Here is a 16,112-nt window from a genome sequence, read left to right on the forward strand (position 1 = left end):
GAAAAAAGAAAAAGGGTAGCCGAGGCTACCCTTTTTCTCAATCGCGCATCGAGTGCAGCAGGGTTAGCCGCCGAACTTCTTGCGAATTTGCTGAACGGTGCGCAGCTGAGCTGCAGCCTCGGCCAGACGAGCAGTTGCAGATCCGTAATCGAAATCTGCGCCCTTCTCGTTCAGGGCCTTCTCTGCAGCCAGTACGGCCGCCTGAGCAGAAGCTTCATCCAGGTCGGCAGCACGTTGCACAGTATCGGCAAGCACCTTGACCATGTTCGGCTGAACTTCAAGGAAACCACCGGAGATGTAGAACACCTCGGCTTCCCCACCCTGCTTGATCAAGCGGATCGGGCCCGGCTTCAGATCAGTGATCAGCGGCGCGTGGCCTGGAGCGATACCGATATCACCCAGGTTGCCGTGCGCAATCACCATCTCGACCAGACCGGAGAAGATTTCCCCTTCCGCGCTGACGATGTCGCAATGGACTGTCATAGCCATTTGCTTGCCTCAACCTAATAGCGCCCGTTGCCGGGCGCCGGGATTACAGTTTCTTGGCTTTCTCGATCGCTTCTTCGATGCCGCCGACCATGTAGAACGCTTGTTCTGGCAGGTGGTCGTAGTCACCGTTGAGGATGCCTTTGAAGCCAGCAATGGTGTCTTTCAGGGAAACGTATTTACCCGAAGCACCGGTGAAGACTTCTGCCACGAAGAAAGGCTGGGACAGGAAGCGCTGGATCTTACGAGCACGGTTAACCAACTGCTTGTCGGTCTCCGACAGCTCGTCCATCCCCAGGATCGCGATGATGTCTTTCAGCTCTTTGTAGCGCTGCAACACGTACTGAACGCCGCGAGCGGTGTCGTAGTGTTCCTGGCCAATGACGTTCGGGTCCAGCTGGCGCGAAGTCGAGTCCAGTGGATCTACCGCCGGGTAGATACCCAGGGAGGCGATGTCACGGGACAGTACGACGGTGGCGTCCAAGTGGGCAAACGTGGTCGCTGGCGATGGGTCAGTCAAGTCATCCGCTGGTACGTATACGGCCTGGATCGAGGTGATCGAACCATTCTTGGTGGAAGTGATGCGCTCTTGCAGAGTGCCCATCTCTTCAGCCAGGGTCGGCTGGTAACCTACTGCGGAAGGCATACGGCCCAGCAGTGCGGATACTTCGGTACCGGCCAGGGTGTAACGATAGATGTTGTCGACGAACAGCAGAACGTCGTTACCTTCGTCACGGAACTTCTCGGCCATGGTCAGGCCGGTCAGTGCTACGCGCAGACGGTTACCCGGCGGCTCGTTCATCTGACCGTAGACCAGTGCCACTTTGTCCAGAACGTTAGAGTCCTTCATCTCGTGGTAGAAGTCGTTACCCTCACGAGTACGCTCACCCACACCGGCGAACACGGAATAACCGCTGTGCTCGATGGCGATGTTACGGATCAGTTCCATCATGTTTACGGTCTTGCCGACACCGGCACCACCGAACAGACCGACTTTACCGCCTTTGGCGAACGGGCAGACCAGGTCGATAACCTTGATGCCGGTTTCCAGAAGGTCGTTGCCGCCTGCCTGCTCAGCGAAGGACGGTGCAGGACGGTGAATGCCCCAGCGCTCTTCGGTGGCGATCGGGCCAGCTTCGTCGATCGGGTTGCCCAGCACGTCCATGATCCGGCCCAGCGTCGCTTTACCGACCGGTACGGAGATGGCTGCGCCAGAGTCTGTTACTTCCAGACCACGCTTCAAGCCCTCGGTGGAGCCCATCGCAATGGTACGAACCACGCCGTCGCCCAGCTGCTGCTGAACTTCCAGGGTGGTTCCTGCCGCGCTCTGAACTTCCAGCGCGTTGTAGATACTCGGTACGCTATCGCGTGGGAATTCCACGTCGATCACGGCGCCGATGATTTGAACGATACGTCCGCTACTCATTAGCTGGTTCCTCTAATATTTGAACCGTTAAACCGCGGCAGCGCCGCCGACGATTTCCGAGATCTCTTGGGTGATCGCTGCCTGACGCGCCTTGTTGTAGATCAGCTGCAAATCGCTGATCAAATCACCGGCGTTGTCTGTGGCGTTCTTCATCGCGATCATCCGCGCTGCTTGTTCAGCTGCGTTGTTCTCGACCACCGCCTGGTACACCTGCGATTCCACGTAGCGAACCATAAGGCCGTCTAGCAGCTCTTTGGCATCGGGTTCGTAGAGATAGTCCCAGTGGTGCTTGAGCCCTTGATCCGGGGTTGCCACCAGCGGAATCAATTGCTCCACTGTTGGTTGCTGGGTCATGGTGTTGATGAACTTGTTGGATACCACGGACAGGCGATCAATACGGCCATCCAGGTAGGCATCCAGCATCACCTTGACGCTGCCGATCAAGTCGTTGATCGACGGCTCTTCGCCCAGGTGGCTGATCGCAGCGACGACGTTACCGCCGAAGTTGCGGAAAAATGCCGCACCTTTGCTGCCGACCACGCACAGATCGATCTCTACACCGTTTTCACGGTTCACCGCCATGTCCTTGACCAGAGTCTTGAACAGGTTGGTATTCAAGCCACCACACAGACCACGGTCACTGCTCACTACGACATAACCGACGCGCTTAACAGGGCGCTCGATCATGAACGGGTGGCGGTACTCCGGGTTGGCGTTTGCCAGATGACCAATCACCTGACGAATGCGCTCCGCGTAAGGACGGCTAGCAGCCATGCGCATTTGAGCCTTGCGCATTTTGCTGACCGCCACTTTTTCCATGGCGCTGGTGATCTTTTGCGTGCTTTTGATGCTCGCAATCTTGCTGCGAATCTCTTTTGCGCCTGCCATGTAACACCTATCAGGTTAGCAAGCGGGAGCCTTGCGGCCCCCGCTGCGGCTTACCAGGTTTGGGTGGCCTTGAACTTCTCGATGCCGGCTTTCATGCCAGAATCGATTTCGTCATTGAAGTCACCCTTCACGTTGATCTTCGCCATCAAATCGGCGTGATCGCGGTTGAAGTAAGCAATCAGCGCTTGTTCAAAGCTGCCGATCTTGGTGATTTCGACGTCAGTCAGGAACCCACGCTCAGCGGCATACAGCGACAGCGCCATGTCAGCGATCGACATTGGTGCGTATTGCTTCTGCTTCATCAGCTCGGTAACGCGCTGACCATGCTCAAGTTGCTTGCGGGTCGCCTCGTCCAGGTCAGAAGCGAACTGGGCGAATGCCGCCAGTTCACGGTACTGAGCCAGAGCGGTACGGATACCACCGGAAAGCTTCTTGATGATCTTGGTCTGAGCGGCACCACCCACACGGGATACCGAAACACCGGCGTTCACAGCCGGACGGATGCCGGAGTTGAACATGGCCGATTCCAGGAAGATCTGACCGTCGGTGATGGAAATCACGTTGGTCGGAACGAACGCGGAAACGTCGCCAGCCTGGGTTTCAATGATCGGCAGTGCGGTCAGGGAACCGGTTTTGCCGGTCACTGCGCCGTTGGTGAACTTCTCTACGTACTCTTCGGAAACACGCGATGCGCGCTCCAGCAGACGGGAGTGGAGATAGAACACGTCGCCTGGGTAAGCTTCACGGCCTGGTGGACGGCGCAGCAGCAGGGAAATCTGGCGGTAAGCCACTGCTTGCTTGGACAGATCGTCATAAACGATCAGCGCGTCTTCACCGCGGTCGCGGAAGAACTCGCCCATGGTGCAACCCGAGTACGGTGCAAGGAACTGCAGCGCAGCGGATTCGGAAGCACTTGCAGCCACGACGATGGTGTTAGCCAGTGCGCCGTTTTCTTCGAGCTTGCGAACAACGTTGGCGATGGTCGATTGCTTCTGACCGATCGCTACGTAGACGCAGAAGATGCCGCTGTTCTTCTGGTTGATGATTGCGTCGATGGCCAGAGCGGTTTTACCGATCTGACGGTCACCGATGATCAGCTCACGCTGGCCACGGCCGACAGGAATCATGGCATCGACAGCCTTGTAGCCAGTCTGTACAGGCTGGTCTACCGACTTACGCCAGATCACGCCTGGAGCAACTTTCTCGACCGCATCGGTCTCGGTGTTGTTCAGCGGACCTTTGCCGTCAACTGGGTTACCCAGTGCATCGACAACGCGACCCAGCAGTTCCTTACCCACCGGAACCTCGAGGATGCGGCCAGTGCACTTGGCGCTCATGCCTTCAGCCAGAGTCGTGTAAGCGCCCAGTACAACGGCACCCACGGAGTCTTGCTCAAGGTTCAGCGCCATACCGTAGACGCCGCCCGGAAACTCGATCATTTCGCCGTACATTACGTCGGCCAGACCATGAATCCGCACGATACCGTCAGACACGCTGACGACTGTGCCTTCGTTACGGGCTTGGGAGGTTACATCGAGCTTGTCGATGCGACCCTTGATGATTTCACTTATTTCGGAAGGATTGAGTTGCTGCATTGCTCTGCTGCCCCTTCAAACTCAAGATTTCAATGCTTCGGCTAGTTTCGCGATCTTGCCACGAACTGAGCCATCGATAACCAGGTCGCCGGCGCGGATGACGACACCCCCTATAAGAGAGGCATCCTCCGCAGCATGCAGGCGCACTTCCCGGCCGAGCCGTGCACTGAGAACCTTGGCGAGTTTGTCTTGCTGTTCTTGGTTCAATGCGAAAGCACTGGTGACATCCACATCGACCGATTTTTCCTGCTCGGCCTTGTACAGGTCGAACAGTTCGGCGATCTCCGGCAAGAGCGGGAGGCGGTCGTTTTCAGCAACGACGTGAATGAAATTCTGTGCCTTGGCATCGAACTTTTCGCCACACACTTCAATAAAAGTGGTGGCCTTTTGTGCGCTCGTCAGTCGCGGGGCCTTGAGCATGCGCTGCATGGTGTCATCTTGTGACACCGCAGCAGCCAGGCCGAGCATGGCTGACCAATTGGCCAGCTGCTGGTGGGCCTGCGCATGCTCGAAGGCCGCCTTCGCGTAAGGTCGGGCCAACGTGGTCAGTTCTGCCATGATCGCCCTCGCTTAAATTTCAGCAGCCAGTTTGTTAACCAGCTCCGCGTGCGCGTTTTGATCGATTGTGGCACCCAGGATCTTCTCTGCGCCATTGACTGCCAGGCTACCCAACTGGGCGCGCAAGGCGTCTTTGACACCGTTCAGTTCCTGCTCGATCTCGGCATGAGCCTGAGCCTTCACACGGTCAGCTTCAACGCGTGCCGTTTCACGGGCTTCGTCGACAATCTGAGTACCGCGTTTCTTGGCTTGCTCAATGATCTCGGCTGCTTGAGCTTTAGCTTCGCGCAGTTGTTGACCCGCTTTTTCTTGGGCCAGCTCCAGGTCGCGAGCTGCTCGGGAAGCAGCGTCCAGTCCATCCGCGATCTTCTTCTGACGTTCGTGCAAAGCCGCGATGACCGGAGGCCACACGAACTTCATGCAGAAAATCACAAAAATGAAGAACGCAACGGACTGGCCAATCAGGGTTGCATTAATGTTCACGCCAACACCTCGCTCGTTCGTTGTCCATCACACCAATCAACTCGAAAATTCGAGTGATCAGCCAGCGAGTTGACCAACGAAGGGGTTCGCAAAGGTGAAGAACAGAGCGATACCAACACCGATCATGGTCACGGCGTCGAGCAAGCCCGCAACGATGAACATTTTAACTTGCAGCATTGGAACCATTTCCGGCTGACGCGCTGCGCCTTCCAGGAACTTGCCGCCCAACAGGCCGAAACCGATTGCAGTACCCAGTGCGCCCAGGCCGATCAACAGTGCAACAGCGATAGCGGTTAGACCAACTACAGTTTCCATCTTTCCTCCCGACTTTTACGTCGTATTGGTTAGGTTTTTTTAATTGAAGCGGTAAAACAAAATCGTTTCTACATCAGCCCTTGCGGGCACCGCCTCGCCAGTGGCGAGACGGTCATCAGACGCGTCCTGAGACGAATCTCAATGGTTATCTTCGTGAGCCATCGACAGGTAGACGATGGTCAGCATCATGAAGATGAACGCTTGCAGGGTGATGATCAGGATGTGGAACACAGCCCACGCCCACTGCAGCACTACACCCAGACCGCTGAGCCACAACAGACCGCTGCCGAACATCACGGCGATCAGAATGAAGACCAGCTCGCCAGCATACATGTTGCCGAACAGACGCAGAGCCAGGGAAATCGGCTTGGCGATGAGCGTCACGAATTCCAGCAGGAAGTTGACCGGGATCAACAGCGCCTGAACGAACAGGTTCTTGCTGCCAAACGGGTGAAGGGTCAGCTCGCCGATGAAACCGCCGATGCCCTTGACCTTGATGCTGTAGAAAATGATCAGTGCGAACACGGACAGGGCCATGCCCAGCGTGGCGTTCGGGTCAGTGGTCGACACGGCACGGAACGGAATGTGCGAGTCACCCGAGATCATCATCGCCAGCTGTGGAATCCAGTCCACCGGTACCAGGTCGACCGCGTTCATCAGGAAGACCCAGACGAAAATGGTCAACGCCAGTGGCGCGATGACCGCGCTGCGGCCGTGGAAGCTGTCTTTCACGCTGCCGTCGACGAACTCGACCAGAACTTCGACGAAGTTCTGCAGTGCGCCAGGCTGACCGGAAGTTGCCTTCTTGGCCGCCATGCGGAAGATCAGAACGAAAATCAGACCCAACGCAACCGACCAGCCGAGGGTATCGACGTGGAAGGCCCAGAAACCCATTTCCTTGGCTTCCGCTGCGGTGTGGGCAAAGCCCCATTCGCCATTGGGCAGGTGCCCGAATGTAAGGTTCTGCAAGTGGTGCTGGATATAGCCCGAAGCTGTTTGCTCTGCCATGGTTGCCTCAAACGCCCTAAGGTCTCGAAAGTCTTGTTCTCGTAAGCAGGGGAGCGAACCAGTTGACCACCTGGATCAACATGAACACGCCGAATACAGCCAGCGGCGCCAAAGGCTTCACACCTGCAAACGTCAATGCAAAAAGCACTGCCGTGAAAATCAGTTTGCCTGCCTCGCCGGCGTAGAACGACCGAACGATGGCTTGCGCTGCTCTGGCCCCGGAAAACCGGAATGCCTTGTGAGCAAAGTATAAATTGGGTAGCCAGGCTATCAGGCCTCCGCAGAGTCCCGAATATCCTGCAACGACTCCTTGCCACTGCCACAGCACCAATGCGGCCATGAGCAGCACGATCAATTGAGCCAGCAAAAGCGGGAAAACCGCCAGGCGATAGAACGGCAAGCGGTCTGGCATGCGGGATTCCATCGCAACTGCTCCTTTGATGTCGGTCGCCATAATCAATAACTTGGCATAATTTGTGCCGACAAAATGCGCGCAGAGTATAGGGGCGGTTAAGCCCCTATTCAACAGTCGGGTAGTGATTTCCGACTATACGCTACAGAGCAATTGTTTCAGCGGATGTGAGCGAGCACTCCCTGAAGCTCGTCCAGCGAGTTGTAACGGATGACCAATTGCCCTTTGCCCTTCTGACCGTGACGAATCTGCACTGCAGAGCCCAGACGCTCGGCCAGGCGCTGTTCAAGGCGGCTGATGTCCGGGTCGGTCTTCACCGGCTCGGCGGCCTCTGCCTTGCCACTCAGCCACTGCCTGACCAGTGCTTCGGTCTGGCGCACGGTAAGCCCGCGTGCGACAACATGTCGCGCACCTTCGACCTGCCGATCTTCACCCAATCCGAGCAAGGCACGCGCATGGCCCATTTCCAGATCGCCATGAGACAGCATGGTCTTGATGGCCTCCGGCAAGGCAATCAGCCGTAACAGGTTGGCGACACTGACTCGCGACTTGCCAACGGCATCGGCCACCTGCTGCTGGGTCAGTTGAAACTCCTGCTGCAAGCGCTGCAGCGCCATTGCCTCTTCGATCGGGTTGAGGTCCTCACGCTGGATGTTCTCGATCAGCGCCATCGCAATCGCGGTTTCGTCAGGTACATCGCGGACCATCGCCGGTATCGTCTCGACACCTGCCTGCTGGCTGGCACGCCAGCGACGCTCGCCCGCGATGATCTCGAAGCGGTTGTCACCGATAGGACGCACCACGATCGGCTGCATCACGCCCTGCGACTTGATCGACTGCGCAAGTTCTTCGAGTGCCTGCGGGTCCATGTCACGGCGCGGCTGGTACTTGCCGCGCTGGATCAGGTCCAGCGGCACATGCTGCAACTCACTTGGCGGGGCCTTGACGGCCTGTTCTTCCAGCGAACTGACGGTTGGACTGCTCAGAAGTGCGTCCAACCCACGTCCGAGACCTCGTTTCTTGACGGCCATGGGAATTCCTTAGGTTGGCTGAGCGGTTTTTGCGCCGCGACGTTGACGACGAACCAGTTCACTTGCCAGGGCCAGATAGGCCAGCGCACCGCGAGACGACTTGTCGTACGCCAGCACGGGCATGCCGAAACTCGGTGCCTCGGCCAGACGTATGTTTCTCGGGATCACGGTGTCGTACAGCTGCTCGCCGAAGTGTTCCTTGAGCTGCGCCGAAACGTCGTTGATCAGACTCAGCCGCGGATCATACATGGTGCGCAGCAGGCCTTCGATCTTCAACTGCGGGTTGAGCAGTTCAGCGATGCGCTTGATGTTATCCACAAGGTCACTGAGACCTTCGAGTGCAAAGTATTCGCACTGCATGGGGATAATTACGCCGTCTGCCGCGACCAGTGCGTTCAGGGTCAGCATCGACAGCGAAGGTGGGCAATCGATGAGAATGTAATCGTAATTTTCGCGGATAGGCGCCAGCGCATTGCGCAGACGACTCTCTTTCATCTGCATTTCCAGCAGAACCACTTCGCCCGCCGTCAGATCACGGTTGGCAGGAAGCAGTTGATAACCACCGTGCTCGGAAAACTGCATGGCCTCGCCCAGATCGCATTCGCCGATCAACAGGTCGTAGACGGAGTTTTCCAGGTTGTGTTTATCCACACCGCTGCCCATGGTCGCATTGCCCTGGGGATCGAGATCGATCAGCAGCACACGGCGCTTGGTCGCGACCAGCGACGCGGCGAGGTTGATGCATGTGGTGGTCTTGCCGACCCCACCTTTCTGGTTCGCTATCGCGAATACCTTAGCCATTCTTGCTTGTGTTCCCAGTCATGCCGTGCGGCGCAGTATCAGCAGATGGCGTTGGCCTTGGCAACCCGGAACGGTCAAGGCGTGTGCGCTATCGAGGTGAAAATCCGAGGGCAATGCTACCAGCTCATCGTCAGGATGCAGCCCTTTCATTGCCAGCCAGCGTGTATTGACGTCGCCCATGTGACGCGTCCAGCCGGTGAAGTCTTCCAGGCTGCTGAACGCACGGGAGATGATTCCGTCGAATGGCACTTCGGGCTGATAACTTTCTGCACGGCTGTGGATAACTTCAAGATTATCCAGTTTCAGCTCAAGTTTGACCTGGGTCTGAAACCGGGTTTTCTTGCCATTGCTGTCCAACAGCGCCACTTTGCGCTCCGGAAACAGGATAGCCATGGGAATGCCGGGCATCCCACCGCCGCTGCCGACGTCGATCCAGCGCGTACCTTCGATGAAGGGCACCACACTGAGACTGTCGAGCAGATGCCTCGATACCATTTCGTCCGGGTTACGTACCGCAGTCAGGTTGTAGGCCTTGTTCCACTTGATCAACAACGCCAGATACGCCAGCAATTGCTCGTGCTGTGCCGGGCTGAGGTCAATCCCCAATTCCCGGGCACCGGTGGATAACTCTTGGGCGTGTTGCGGGGTGACCATAGAACTCAAGCGCTTTGCTCCAACTGACGGCCCGCGCCGCGTTTTTTCAAATGGATCATCAACAGCGATATCGCTGCAGGCGTAACGCCGGGGATGCGCGATGCCTGTCCGAGTGTTTGCGGACGAGTTATCCCCAGCTTGCTCTGGATTTCTTTCGACAGGCCGGAGATCGCGGCGTAGTCGATGTCTTCCGGCAGACGGGTGTCTTCACTGGCGCGCAGACGGGCAATTTCGTCCTGTTGGCGGTCAATGTAACCGGCATATTTTGTCTTGATCTCGACCTGCTCGGCGACCTGGGGATCGATGCAGCCCTGGCCAGTGATTGAAATCAGGCTGGCGTAGTCGATTTCCGGACGAGTCAGCAGGTTGAGCAAATTGTATTCATGGGTCAGCGGCGTGCCGAAGTGTGCAGCAATCGCATCGCCCTGCTCGGTACCGGGACGCACCCAGGTACTTTTCAAACGCTGTTCTTCCAGCTCGATGCTTTCACGCTTGGTGCAGAACGCAGCCCAGCGGGCGTCGTCGACCAGGCCCAGTTCGCGGCCCTTTTCGGTAAGTCGCAGGTCAGCGTTGTCTTCGCGCAGGATCAAACGGTATTCGGCCCTGGAGGTGAACATCCGGTAAGGCTCTTGCGTACCAAGGGTGATCAGGTCGTCGACCAGAACGCCGATGTACGCTTCATCGCGACGCGGGCACCAGCTGTCTCGGCCCTGTGCGCGCAGCGCGGCATTGGTCCCAGCCAGCAAACCCTGGGCGCCGGCCTCTTCGTAACCGGTCGTGCCGTTGATCTGGCCAGCGAAGAACAGACCGCCGATGACCTTGGTTTCCAGGCTGTATTTCAGATCACGCGGGTCGAAATAGTCGTATTCGATGGCGTAACCAGGGCGAACGATGTGTGCGTTCTCCATGCCGCGAATCGACTGGACGATCTGCAATTGCACGTCGAATGGCAACGACGTGGAAATACCGTTCGGGTACAGCTCGTGCGTGGTCAACCCTTCCGGCTCGATGAAGACCTGATGGCTTTCCTTGTCGGCAAACCGGTGGATCTTGTCTTCGATCGACGGGCAGTAACGTGGACCAATACCTTCGATCACGCCTGAATACATCGGCGAGCGATCGAGGTTGGACGCAATGATTTCGTGAGTCCGCGCGTTGGTGTGCGTAATCCAGCAGCTGACCTGCGGCGGATGCTGTTCCTTGTTGCCCAGGAACGACATGACCGGGATCGGTGTGTCACCTGGTTGCTCGGTCATCACCGAGAAATCCACAGAACGCCCGTCAATGCGTGGCGGGGTCCCGGTTTTCAGGCGGCCGACGCGCAGCGGCAGTTCACGCAGTCGTTGTGCCAGTGCTATCGAAGGAGGATCACCTGCCCGACCGCCCGAGTAATTTTGCATACCAATGTGGATAAGTCCGCCAAGGAACGTACCTGTGGTCAACACCACGGACTCGGCAAATATGCGCATACCCATCTGGGTCACGACGCCGCGCACTTGATCCTGTTCGACGATCAGGTCATCGCAGGCTTGCTGAAATATCCACAGATTCGGCTGGTTTTCCAGGGTTTCGCGGATGGCTGCCTTGTACAGCACGCGATCAGCCTGTGCACGGGTGGCTCGTACTGCCGGCCCCTTGCGGCTGTTCAGCACGCGGAACTGGATACCGCCCTTGTCAGTAGCCATGGCCATGGCACCGCCCAAGGCGTCGATTTCCTTGACCAGATGGCTTTTACCGATACCACCGATGGCCGGGTTGCAACTCATCTGGCCGAGTGTTTCCACGTTATGGGTCAGCAACAGGGTTTTGACACCCATACGTGCCGACGCCAGTGCGGCCTCGGTACCGGCATGACCGCCACCGATGACGATCACTTCAAAACGGGAAGGGAAATCCACCACGCACCTCGTGCCTGTTGTCGATGAGAAATTGGGATAGCTGACAAGTATAGGGACTTACCCCACCTGAATGAAACCCGTTGGACAAAATTTAACCAGCTGTGGAAAACTCGCGGATAAAGAAAATAAAAAGGAAAGAAAGTTTATAAAGCCTTGTTTTTATGTTTATTCTTACTGAGCCACCTTTCTGTGGATAGATCTCTACAGGCCTTTATTTTCAATGTGTACAGAGATTCAAAAGTCTGTGTTCATGTGGGGATGAGGGGTTTGGATAACCGCCCTGAGCCTGTTGATAAGATAGCTACTTGTCCACAGGGGGATTTATCTTCAGGTTTGCACCCTGCTTACCCACCGAGCTGAAGGGCAGTTATTCACAGGGCTTAATCCACAAAAAAGCGGCTATTCATCAAAAATCAGGCACAGAAAATCCCTCCCTCGGGCATGTCTGCTCGTCGAATTCAGGTGTCGAGGCAAAATTAAAGGAGGAAATGGCCGAGTATGTGGATAACGCTGCCGCTGAAAGAGGCGTCTTGTGGTGCTTGAAGGCATGACCCAGGGCGGGCCATGCCAGGAGGTTTACTTACCAATGCAGAAGCTGGAGAAGATTCTGCCAAGCAGGTCGTCGGAACTGAATGCGCCGGTAATTTCGCCAAGCGCTTGCTGTGCCTGACGCAGGTCTTCGGCCAGCAGCTCTCCAGCGCCCGCCAGGGTGAGTTGAGCCCTGCCGTGTTCCAGCGAGTCATTGGCATGGCGCAGCGCCTCAAGGTGGCGTCGACGCGCGCTGAAGCTGCTTTCCGAGGTTTGTTCATAGCCCATGCAGGCCTTGAGATGCTCGCGCAGCAGTTCAAGCCCTTCGCCACCAGACCTGGCGCTCAGGCTGATGGTGACGTGGCCATCAACGCTGGTCTGCAGATCGACGGGGTCTCCACTCAGATCTGCCTTGTTGCGTATCAGCGTGACTTTCGACGGGTCCGGGCGCTGCTTGAGGAATTCGGGCCACAGTGCAAACGGGTCTGCTGCCTCCGGCGCGGTCGCATCCACCACCAGCAGAATCCGGTCAGCTTCGCCGATGGCCTTGAGTGCGCGCTGCACGCCGATCATTTCCACCTGGTCTTGAGTATCCCGCAGCCCTGCAGTGTCGACGACGTGCAAAGGCATTCCATCTATGTGGATATGTTCACGCAGTACATCGCGGGTTGTGCCGGCGATCTCGGTGACAATTGCCGCCTCCCTGCCCGCCAGAGCGTTCAGCAGACTGGATTTGCCCGCATTGGGGCGTCCGGCAATCACCACGGTCATGCCGTCGCGTAACAAGGCACCCTGCCCGGCTTCACGCAGCACTGTGGATAACTCGGCACGCACGTCATCGAGCATGTTCAGAACGTGGCCATCGGCAAGAAAGTCGATTTCCTCTTCGGGGAAGTCGATTGCAGCCTCTACGTAGATACGCAGACTGATCAATTTCTCGGTCAAGTTATCCACACGCCGCGAGAAAGCGCCCTGCAGCGAGCGCAGTGCATTGCGCGCTGCCTGTGCAGAACTCGCCTCGATCAGGTCGGCAATCGCTTCTGCCTGGGCAAGATCGAGTTTGTCATTGAGAAAGGCGCGCTCACTGAACTCGCCCGGACGAGCCAGTCGGCTGCCCAGTTGCAGGCAGCGTTGCAGCAGCATGTCCAGAACGATGGGACCACCGTGACCCTGAAGTTCCAGCACGTCTTCGCCGGTGAATGAGTTAGGTCCCGGAAAATACAGCGCGATGCCTTCGTCGAGTACCTGCCCTGCATCGTCGACAAAGGGGCCGTAGTGGGCAAATCGGGGCTTGAGGGTCCGGCCGATAATGGCTTCGGCGGCCTTGCCCGCCAGAGGACCTGACACCCGGACGATACCGACACCGCCACGCCCTTGGGCTGTGGCGATGGCGGCAATGGTTTCACGAGGAACGTTCATGCTCCGGCTCCCGGGCAAATGACGGATAGCAAAACGCCCCACTAGGGGGCGTCTTGTAGAACTTATTCACAGGTTAGATCAGGCAGCTGCTTTCTTGGTAGCCGCTTCGATCTTGCGAGTGATGTAAGCCTGCTGAGCGATCGACAGGGTGTTGTTCACAACCCAGTACAGAACCAGACCGGCAGGGAACCACAGGAAGAAGAACGTGAAAATGATCGGCATCATTTTCATGACCTTGGCCTGCATCGGATCCGGCGGAGTCGGGTTCAGACGCTGCTGAATGAACATGGTCGCGCCCATGATGATCGGCAGGATAAAGAACGGGTCCTTGATCGACAGGTCGGTTATCCACAGGATCCATGGTGCCTGACGCATTTCCACGCTTTCCAGGAGTACCCAGTACAGCGAAAGGAAAACCGGCATTTGCACAAGAATCGGCAAGCATCCACCCAACGGGTTGATCTTCTCTTTCTTGTACAGCTCCATCATTGCCTGGGACATCTTCTGACGATCATCGCCATGCTGCTCTTTCAGCAATGCAAGCTTCGGAGCCACGGCGCGCATACGTGCCATCGACTTGTAGCTGGCTGCGGAGAGCGGGAAGAACAGGCCTTTGATCAGCATGGTCAGAACAATGATCGACCAGCCCCAGTTACCGAGAATGGCGTGGATATGTTGCAGCAGCCAGAAGATAGGCTGGGCAATGAACCACAGGAAACCATAATCGACGGTCAGCTCCAGGCCTGGGGATAACTCTTTGAGTACCGCCTGGCTTTTCGGACCTGCGTACAGGGTGGCACTGGTTTCACCTTGTGCACCAGGTGCAACCGACAGAGTCGGACTGGTGAAGCCGATGATGTAGTTGCCCTGGCTGTCTTTGCGGGTCTGAACGGCGTTGGTTGCGTTGTGATCCGGAATCCACGCAGTCACGAAGTAGTGCTGCAACCATGCAACCCAACCGCCCTGGACAGTTTCCTTGACCTGGCCCTTGTCGATATCTTTCATCGACACTTTCTTGTACGGCTCGGCCGCAGTCCACAGGGCAGCGCCCAGATAGGTAGCGGTGCCGGTAGCAGTCGTCGAAGAAGGATCGGAGCTGGCATCGCGCTTCAATTGCGCGAACAGATTACCGGACCAGGGTTGTGCGCTCTGGTTATCCACAACGTAAGTCATGACCAGATCGTACAGACCCCGCTTGAAGGTGAAGCGCTTGATGTAATTGACGCCGTTTTCCGAGAATTTCAGATCCACGACCATCGTGTCCTGGCCATCAGCCAGTTGATAAGTCTTTTGTGTGGAGGTGTAAACCGGACGACCGGCAGCGCGTGCATCAGGACCATTGGTCCCGGTCAGGCCGCTTTGTGCCAGAAAAGTACGCTCGCCGCCGTTGTCGAACAACTGGAACGGAACGTCAGGACGATCCTGACGACGCGGGTACAGAGGCAAACGAAGCTGAACGACGTCGCCACCCACCGGATCGATCGCCAGATCGAGCACATCGGTCTTGACGTGGATAAGGTCTTTGCTGGCTACGGCCGGAGTTTCAAGAGGTGCTGCAGCCGTATTGGCCGTAGCGTTTGCGCTTGGAACATCGGCACTTGCAGAACCATTAGTACCAGCGGCCGTATCCGGAATACCCGGTGCGGTGGTGCTGGCTGCAACATTCTGGGTCGGCATGGCAGCCTGGCCATAGTCTTGGTTCCATTTCAGAACCCCGACGTAGGTCACGATTGCCAGGGCGACGATCAGGATCGTGCGTTTAATATCCATGATTACTCGGCCATCGAAGAAGAACGGGAGGTGGGGACAGCTGGAACCGGGTCATAACCACCGGGATTCCATGGGTGACAGCGACCAAGACGACGAATTGACAGCCAGCCACCGCGCAAAAGGCCATGATTTTCGATGGCTTCATACGCGTAGCAGGAGCAACTGGGGTAGAAACGACAGTGACTGGCCATCAGCGGGCTAATGGCATAGCGATAGAACTGGATCGGAACGAGTGCCAGTTTACGCATCTGGACTGTCTACCCCTGCAGGTTCGGATTTTTCTTCCGGAATGGGTCGGCTACGCGCCAGACGTTTCCAGAGCTTGCCGAAATGCTGAATCAGTTCAGGGTTTTCTACGTCACCCAAGCCTTTACGCGCGACGATCACGATATCCCAACCGACCAAACTGTCTTGGTGTTGGCGAAATGATTCGCGCATCAGGCGTTTCAAACGATTGCGCTCGACGGAGAGCTTCACGCTCTTTTTACCTATCACAAGCCCCAGGCGGGGATGATCGAGGTCGTTGTTGCGCGCAAGGAGCAGGAGATTTTTCCCCGGAACCTTGCCGGTAGGGGAGTCAAAGACTGCCTTGAAATGCCGGGGAGTGAGCAAACGCTTTTCCCGACTGAAGTCTCGACTCACCTCCTGTGCCGATTTATCAAACTGCCAGACGCTTACGGCCTTTGGCACGACGACGCGAAAGAACTGCGCGGCCGTTTTTGGTGGCCATACGTGCACGGAAACCGTGGGTGCGGGCGCGCTTGATAGTGCTGGGTTGGAAAGTACGTTTCATGGCGTGTTACCTGGTTCGTCCACTACGGGCCGGAATGGCCCCCGTTT

General features: G+C 57.0%; 18 protein-coding genes. All 18 read right to left on the reverse strand.

Annotated features, from left to right (window positions below; translation table 11 throughout):
* Nucleotides 1-63 precede the first annotated feature (63 nt).
* Nucleotides 64-489, reverse strand: coding sequence for a F0F1 ATP synthase subunit epsilon (locus P406_RS05875; protein WP_003413751.1), 426 nt, complete (start codon nt 487-489; stop codon nt 64-66).
* A 43-nt stretch (nt 490-532) separates the two neighbouring features.
* Entirely contained in the window at nt 533-1,912 is a 1,380-nt protein-coding gene (gene atpD, locus P406_RS05880) for a F0F1 ATP synthase subunit beta (protein ID WP_002555982.1), read from the reverse strand.
* A 27-nt stretch (nt 1,913-1,939) separates the two neighbouring features.
* Entirely contained in the window at nt 1,940-2,800 is an 861-nt protein-coding gene (atpG, locus tag P406_RS05885) for a F0F1 ATP synthase subunit gamma (RefSeq protein WP_003367855.1), read from the reverse strand.
* 50 nt (nt 2,801-2,850) lie between these two features.
* Nucleotides 2,851-4,395: a F0F1 ATP synthase subunit alpha gene (gene atpA / locus P406_RS05890; RefSeq protein WP_003315957.1), complete on the reverse strand. Its 1,545-nt coding sequence runs from the start codon at nt 4,393-4,395 to the stop codon at nt 2,851-2,853.
* Nucleotides 4,396-4,416: 21 nt separating this feature from the next.
* Complete coding sequence (locus P406_RS05895) at nt 4,417-4,953, reverse strand: F0F1 ATP synthase subunit delta (protein WP_003315956.1); 537 nt, start codon at nt 4,951-4,953, stop codon at nt 4,417-4,419.
* 12 nt (nt 4,954-4,965) lie between these two features.
* A complete protein-coding gene (locus tag P406_RS05900) occupies nt 4,966-5,436 on the reverse strand; it encodes a F0F1 ATP synthase subunit B (protein WP_003315955.1) in 471 nt (156 codons plus the stop codon).
* 57 nt (nt 5,437-5,493) lie between these two features.
* Nucleotides 5,494-5,751 carry a F0F1 ATP synthase subunit C gene (gene atpE, locus P406_RS05905; RefSeq protein ID WP_002555987.1) on the reverse strand — a complete coding sequence of 86 codons (258 nt, stop codon included), beginning with the start codon at nt 5,749-5,751 and terminating at the stop codon, nt 5,494-5,496.
* Nucleotides 5,752-5,889: 138 nt separating this feature from the next.
* Nucleotides 5,890-6,759, reverse strand: a complete 870-nt coding sequence (atpB, locus tag P406_RS05910) for a F0F1 ATP synthase subunit A (protein WP_003315954.1) — start codon at nt 6,757-6,759, stop codon at nt 5,890-5,892.
* Between the two features lie 16 nt (nt 6,760-6,775).
* On the reverse strand, nt 6,776-7,183 hold the full coding sequence (locus P406_RS05915) for a F0F1 ATP synthase subunit I (RefSeq protein WP_002555989.1): 408 nt from the start codon (nt 7,181-7,183) through the stop codon (nt 6,776-6,778).
* A gap of 146 nt (nt 7,184-7,329) precedes the next feature.
* On the reverse strand, nt 7,330-8,202 hold the full coding sequence (locus P406_RS05920) for a ParB/RepB/Spo0J family partition protein (RefSeq protein WP_003315951.1): 873 nt from the start codon (nt 8,200-8,202) through the stop codon (nt 7,330-7,332).
* 9 nt (nt 8,203-8,211) lie between these two features.
* Entirely contained in the window at nt 8,212-9,003 is a 792-nt protein-coding gene (locus P406_RS05925) for a ParA family protein (RefSeq protein WP_002555991.1), read from the reverse strand.
* Nucleotides 9,004-9,021: 18 nt separating this feature from the next.
* On the reverse strand, nt 9,022-9,666 hold the full coding sequence (rsmG, locus tag P406_RS05930; protein ID WP_003367844.1) for a 16S rRNA (guanine(527)-N(7))-methyltransferase RsmG: 645 nt from the start codon (nt 9,664-9,666) through the stop codon (nt 9,022-9,024).
* Nucleotides 9,663-11,555 carry a tRNA uridine-5-carboxymethylaminomethyl(34) synthesis enzyme MnmG gene (mnmG, locus tag P406_RS05935; RefSeq protein ID WP_046235730.1) on the reverse strand — a complete coding sequence of 631 codons (1,893 nt, stop codon included), beginning with the start codon at nt 11,553-11,555 and terminating at the stop codon, nt 9,663-9,665. The genes rsmG and mnmG overlap by 4 nt, the downstream gene beginning before the upstream one ends.
* Before the next feature lie 576 nt (nt 11,556-12,131).
* The gene (gene mnmE, locus P406_RS05940; RefSeq protein ID WP_046235648.1) at nt 12,132-13,502 is read right to left on the reverse strand and encodes a tRNA uridine-5-carboxymethylaminomethyl(34) synthesis GTPase MnmE; all 1,371 of its coding nucleotides are present in this window, start codon (nt 13,500-13,502) and stop codon (nt 12,132-12,134) included.
* A gap of 78 nt (nt 13,503-13,580) precedes the next feature.
* Nucleotides 13,581-15,272, reverse strand: a complete 1,692-nt coding sequence (gene yidC, locus P406_RS05945) for a membrane protein insertase YidC (protein WP_003315945.1) — start codon at nt 15,270-15,272, stop codon at nt 13,581-13,583.
* Between the two features lie 2 nt (nt 15,273-15,274).
* A complete protein-coding gene (gene yidD, locus P406_RS26755; RefSeq protein WP_002551313.1) occupies nt 15,275-15,520 on the reverse strand; it encodes a membrane protein insertion efficiency factor YidD in 246 nt (81 codons plus the stop codon).
* Nucleotides 15,513-15,914, reverse strand: a complete 402-nt coding sequence (gene rnpA, locus P406_RS05950; protein WP_002551314.1) for a ribonuclease P protein component — start codon at nt 15,912-15,914, stop codon at nt 15,513-15,515. Before rnpA ends, yidD begins: the two co-directional genes overlap by 8 nt.
* A 16-nt stretch (nt 15,915-15,930) precedes the next feature.
* Nucleotides 15,931-16,065, reverse strand: a complete 135-nt coding sequence (gene rpmH, locus P406_RS05955; protein ID WP_002551315.1) for a 50S ribosomal protein L34 — start codon at nt 16,063-16,065, stop codon at nt 15,931-15,933.
* Between the last annotated feature and the right edge of the window lie 47 nt (nt 16,066-16,112).

This window comes from Pseudomonas syringae pv. coryli str. NCPPB 4273, assembly GCF_000972175.1.
Classification (GTDB): Bacteria; Pseudomonadota; Gammaproteobacteria; order Pseudomonadales; family Pseudomonadaceae; genus Aquipseudomonas; species Aquipseudomonas syringae.

Bases quoted from the DNA above. Each gene is read 5' to 3' on its own strand.
- P406_RS05920 (WP_003315951.1), bottom strand. From the start codon at position 8,202: ATGGCCGTCAAGAAACGAGGTCTCGGACGTGGGTTGGACGCACTTCTG.
- rpmH (WP_002551315.1), bottom strand. From the start codon at position 16,065: ATGAAACGTACTTTCCAACCCAGCACTATCAAGCGCGCCCGCACCCAC.
- yidD (WP_002551313.1), bottom strand. From the start codon at position 15,520: ATGCGTAAACTGGCACTCGTTCCGATCCAGTTCTATCGCTATGCCATT.
- atpB (WP_003315954.1), bottom strand. From the start codon at position 6,759: ATGGCAGAGCAAACAGCTTCGGGCTATATCCAGCACCACTTGCAGAAC.
- P406_RS05875 (WP_003413751.1), bottom strand. From the start codon at position 489: ATGGCTATGACAGTCCATTGCGACATCGTCAGCGCGGAAGGGGAAATC.
- mnmE (WP_046235648.1), bottom strand. From the start codon at position 13,502: ATGAACGTTCCTCGTGAAACCATTGCCGCCATCGCCACAGCCCAAGGG.
- yidC (WP_003315945.1), bottom strand. From the start codon at position 15,272: ATGGATATTAAACGCACGATCCTGATCGTCGCCCTGGCAATCGTGACC.
- atpG (WP_003367855.1), bottom strand. From the start codon at position 2,800: ATGGCAGGCGCAAAAGAGATTCGCAGCAAGATTGCGAGCATCAAAAGC.
- P406_RS05925 (WP_002555991.1), bottom strand. From the start codon at position 9,003: ATGGCTAAGGTATTCGCGATAGCGAACCAGAAAGGTGGGGTCGGCAAG.
- atpE (WP_002555987.1), bottom strand. From the start codon at position 5,751: ATGGAAACTGTAGTTGGTCTAACCGCTATCGCTGTTGCACTGTTGATC.
- atpA (WP_003315957.1), bottom strand. From the start codon at position 4,395: ATGCAGCAACTCAATCCTTCCGAAATAAGTGAAATCATCAAGGGTCGC.
- atpD (WP_002555982.1), bottom strand. From the start codon at position 1,912: ATGAGTAGCGGACGTATCGTTCAAATCATCGGCGCCGTGATCGACGTG.
- P406_RS05915 (WP_002555989.1), bottom strand. From the start codon at position 7,183: ATGGAATCCCGCATGCCAGACCGCTTGCCGTTCTATCGCCTGGCGGTT.
- P406_RS05895 (WP_003315956.1), bottom strand. From the start codon at position 4,953: ATGGCAGAACTGACCACGTTGGCCCGACCTTACGCGAAGGCGGCCTTC.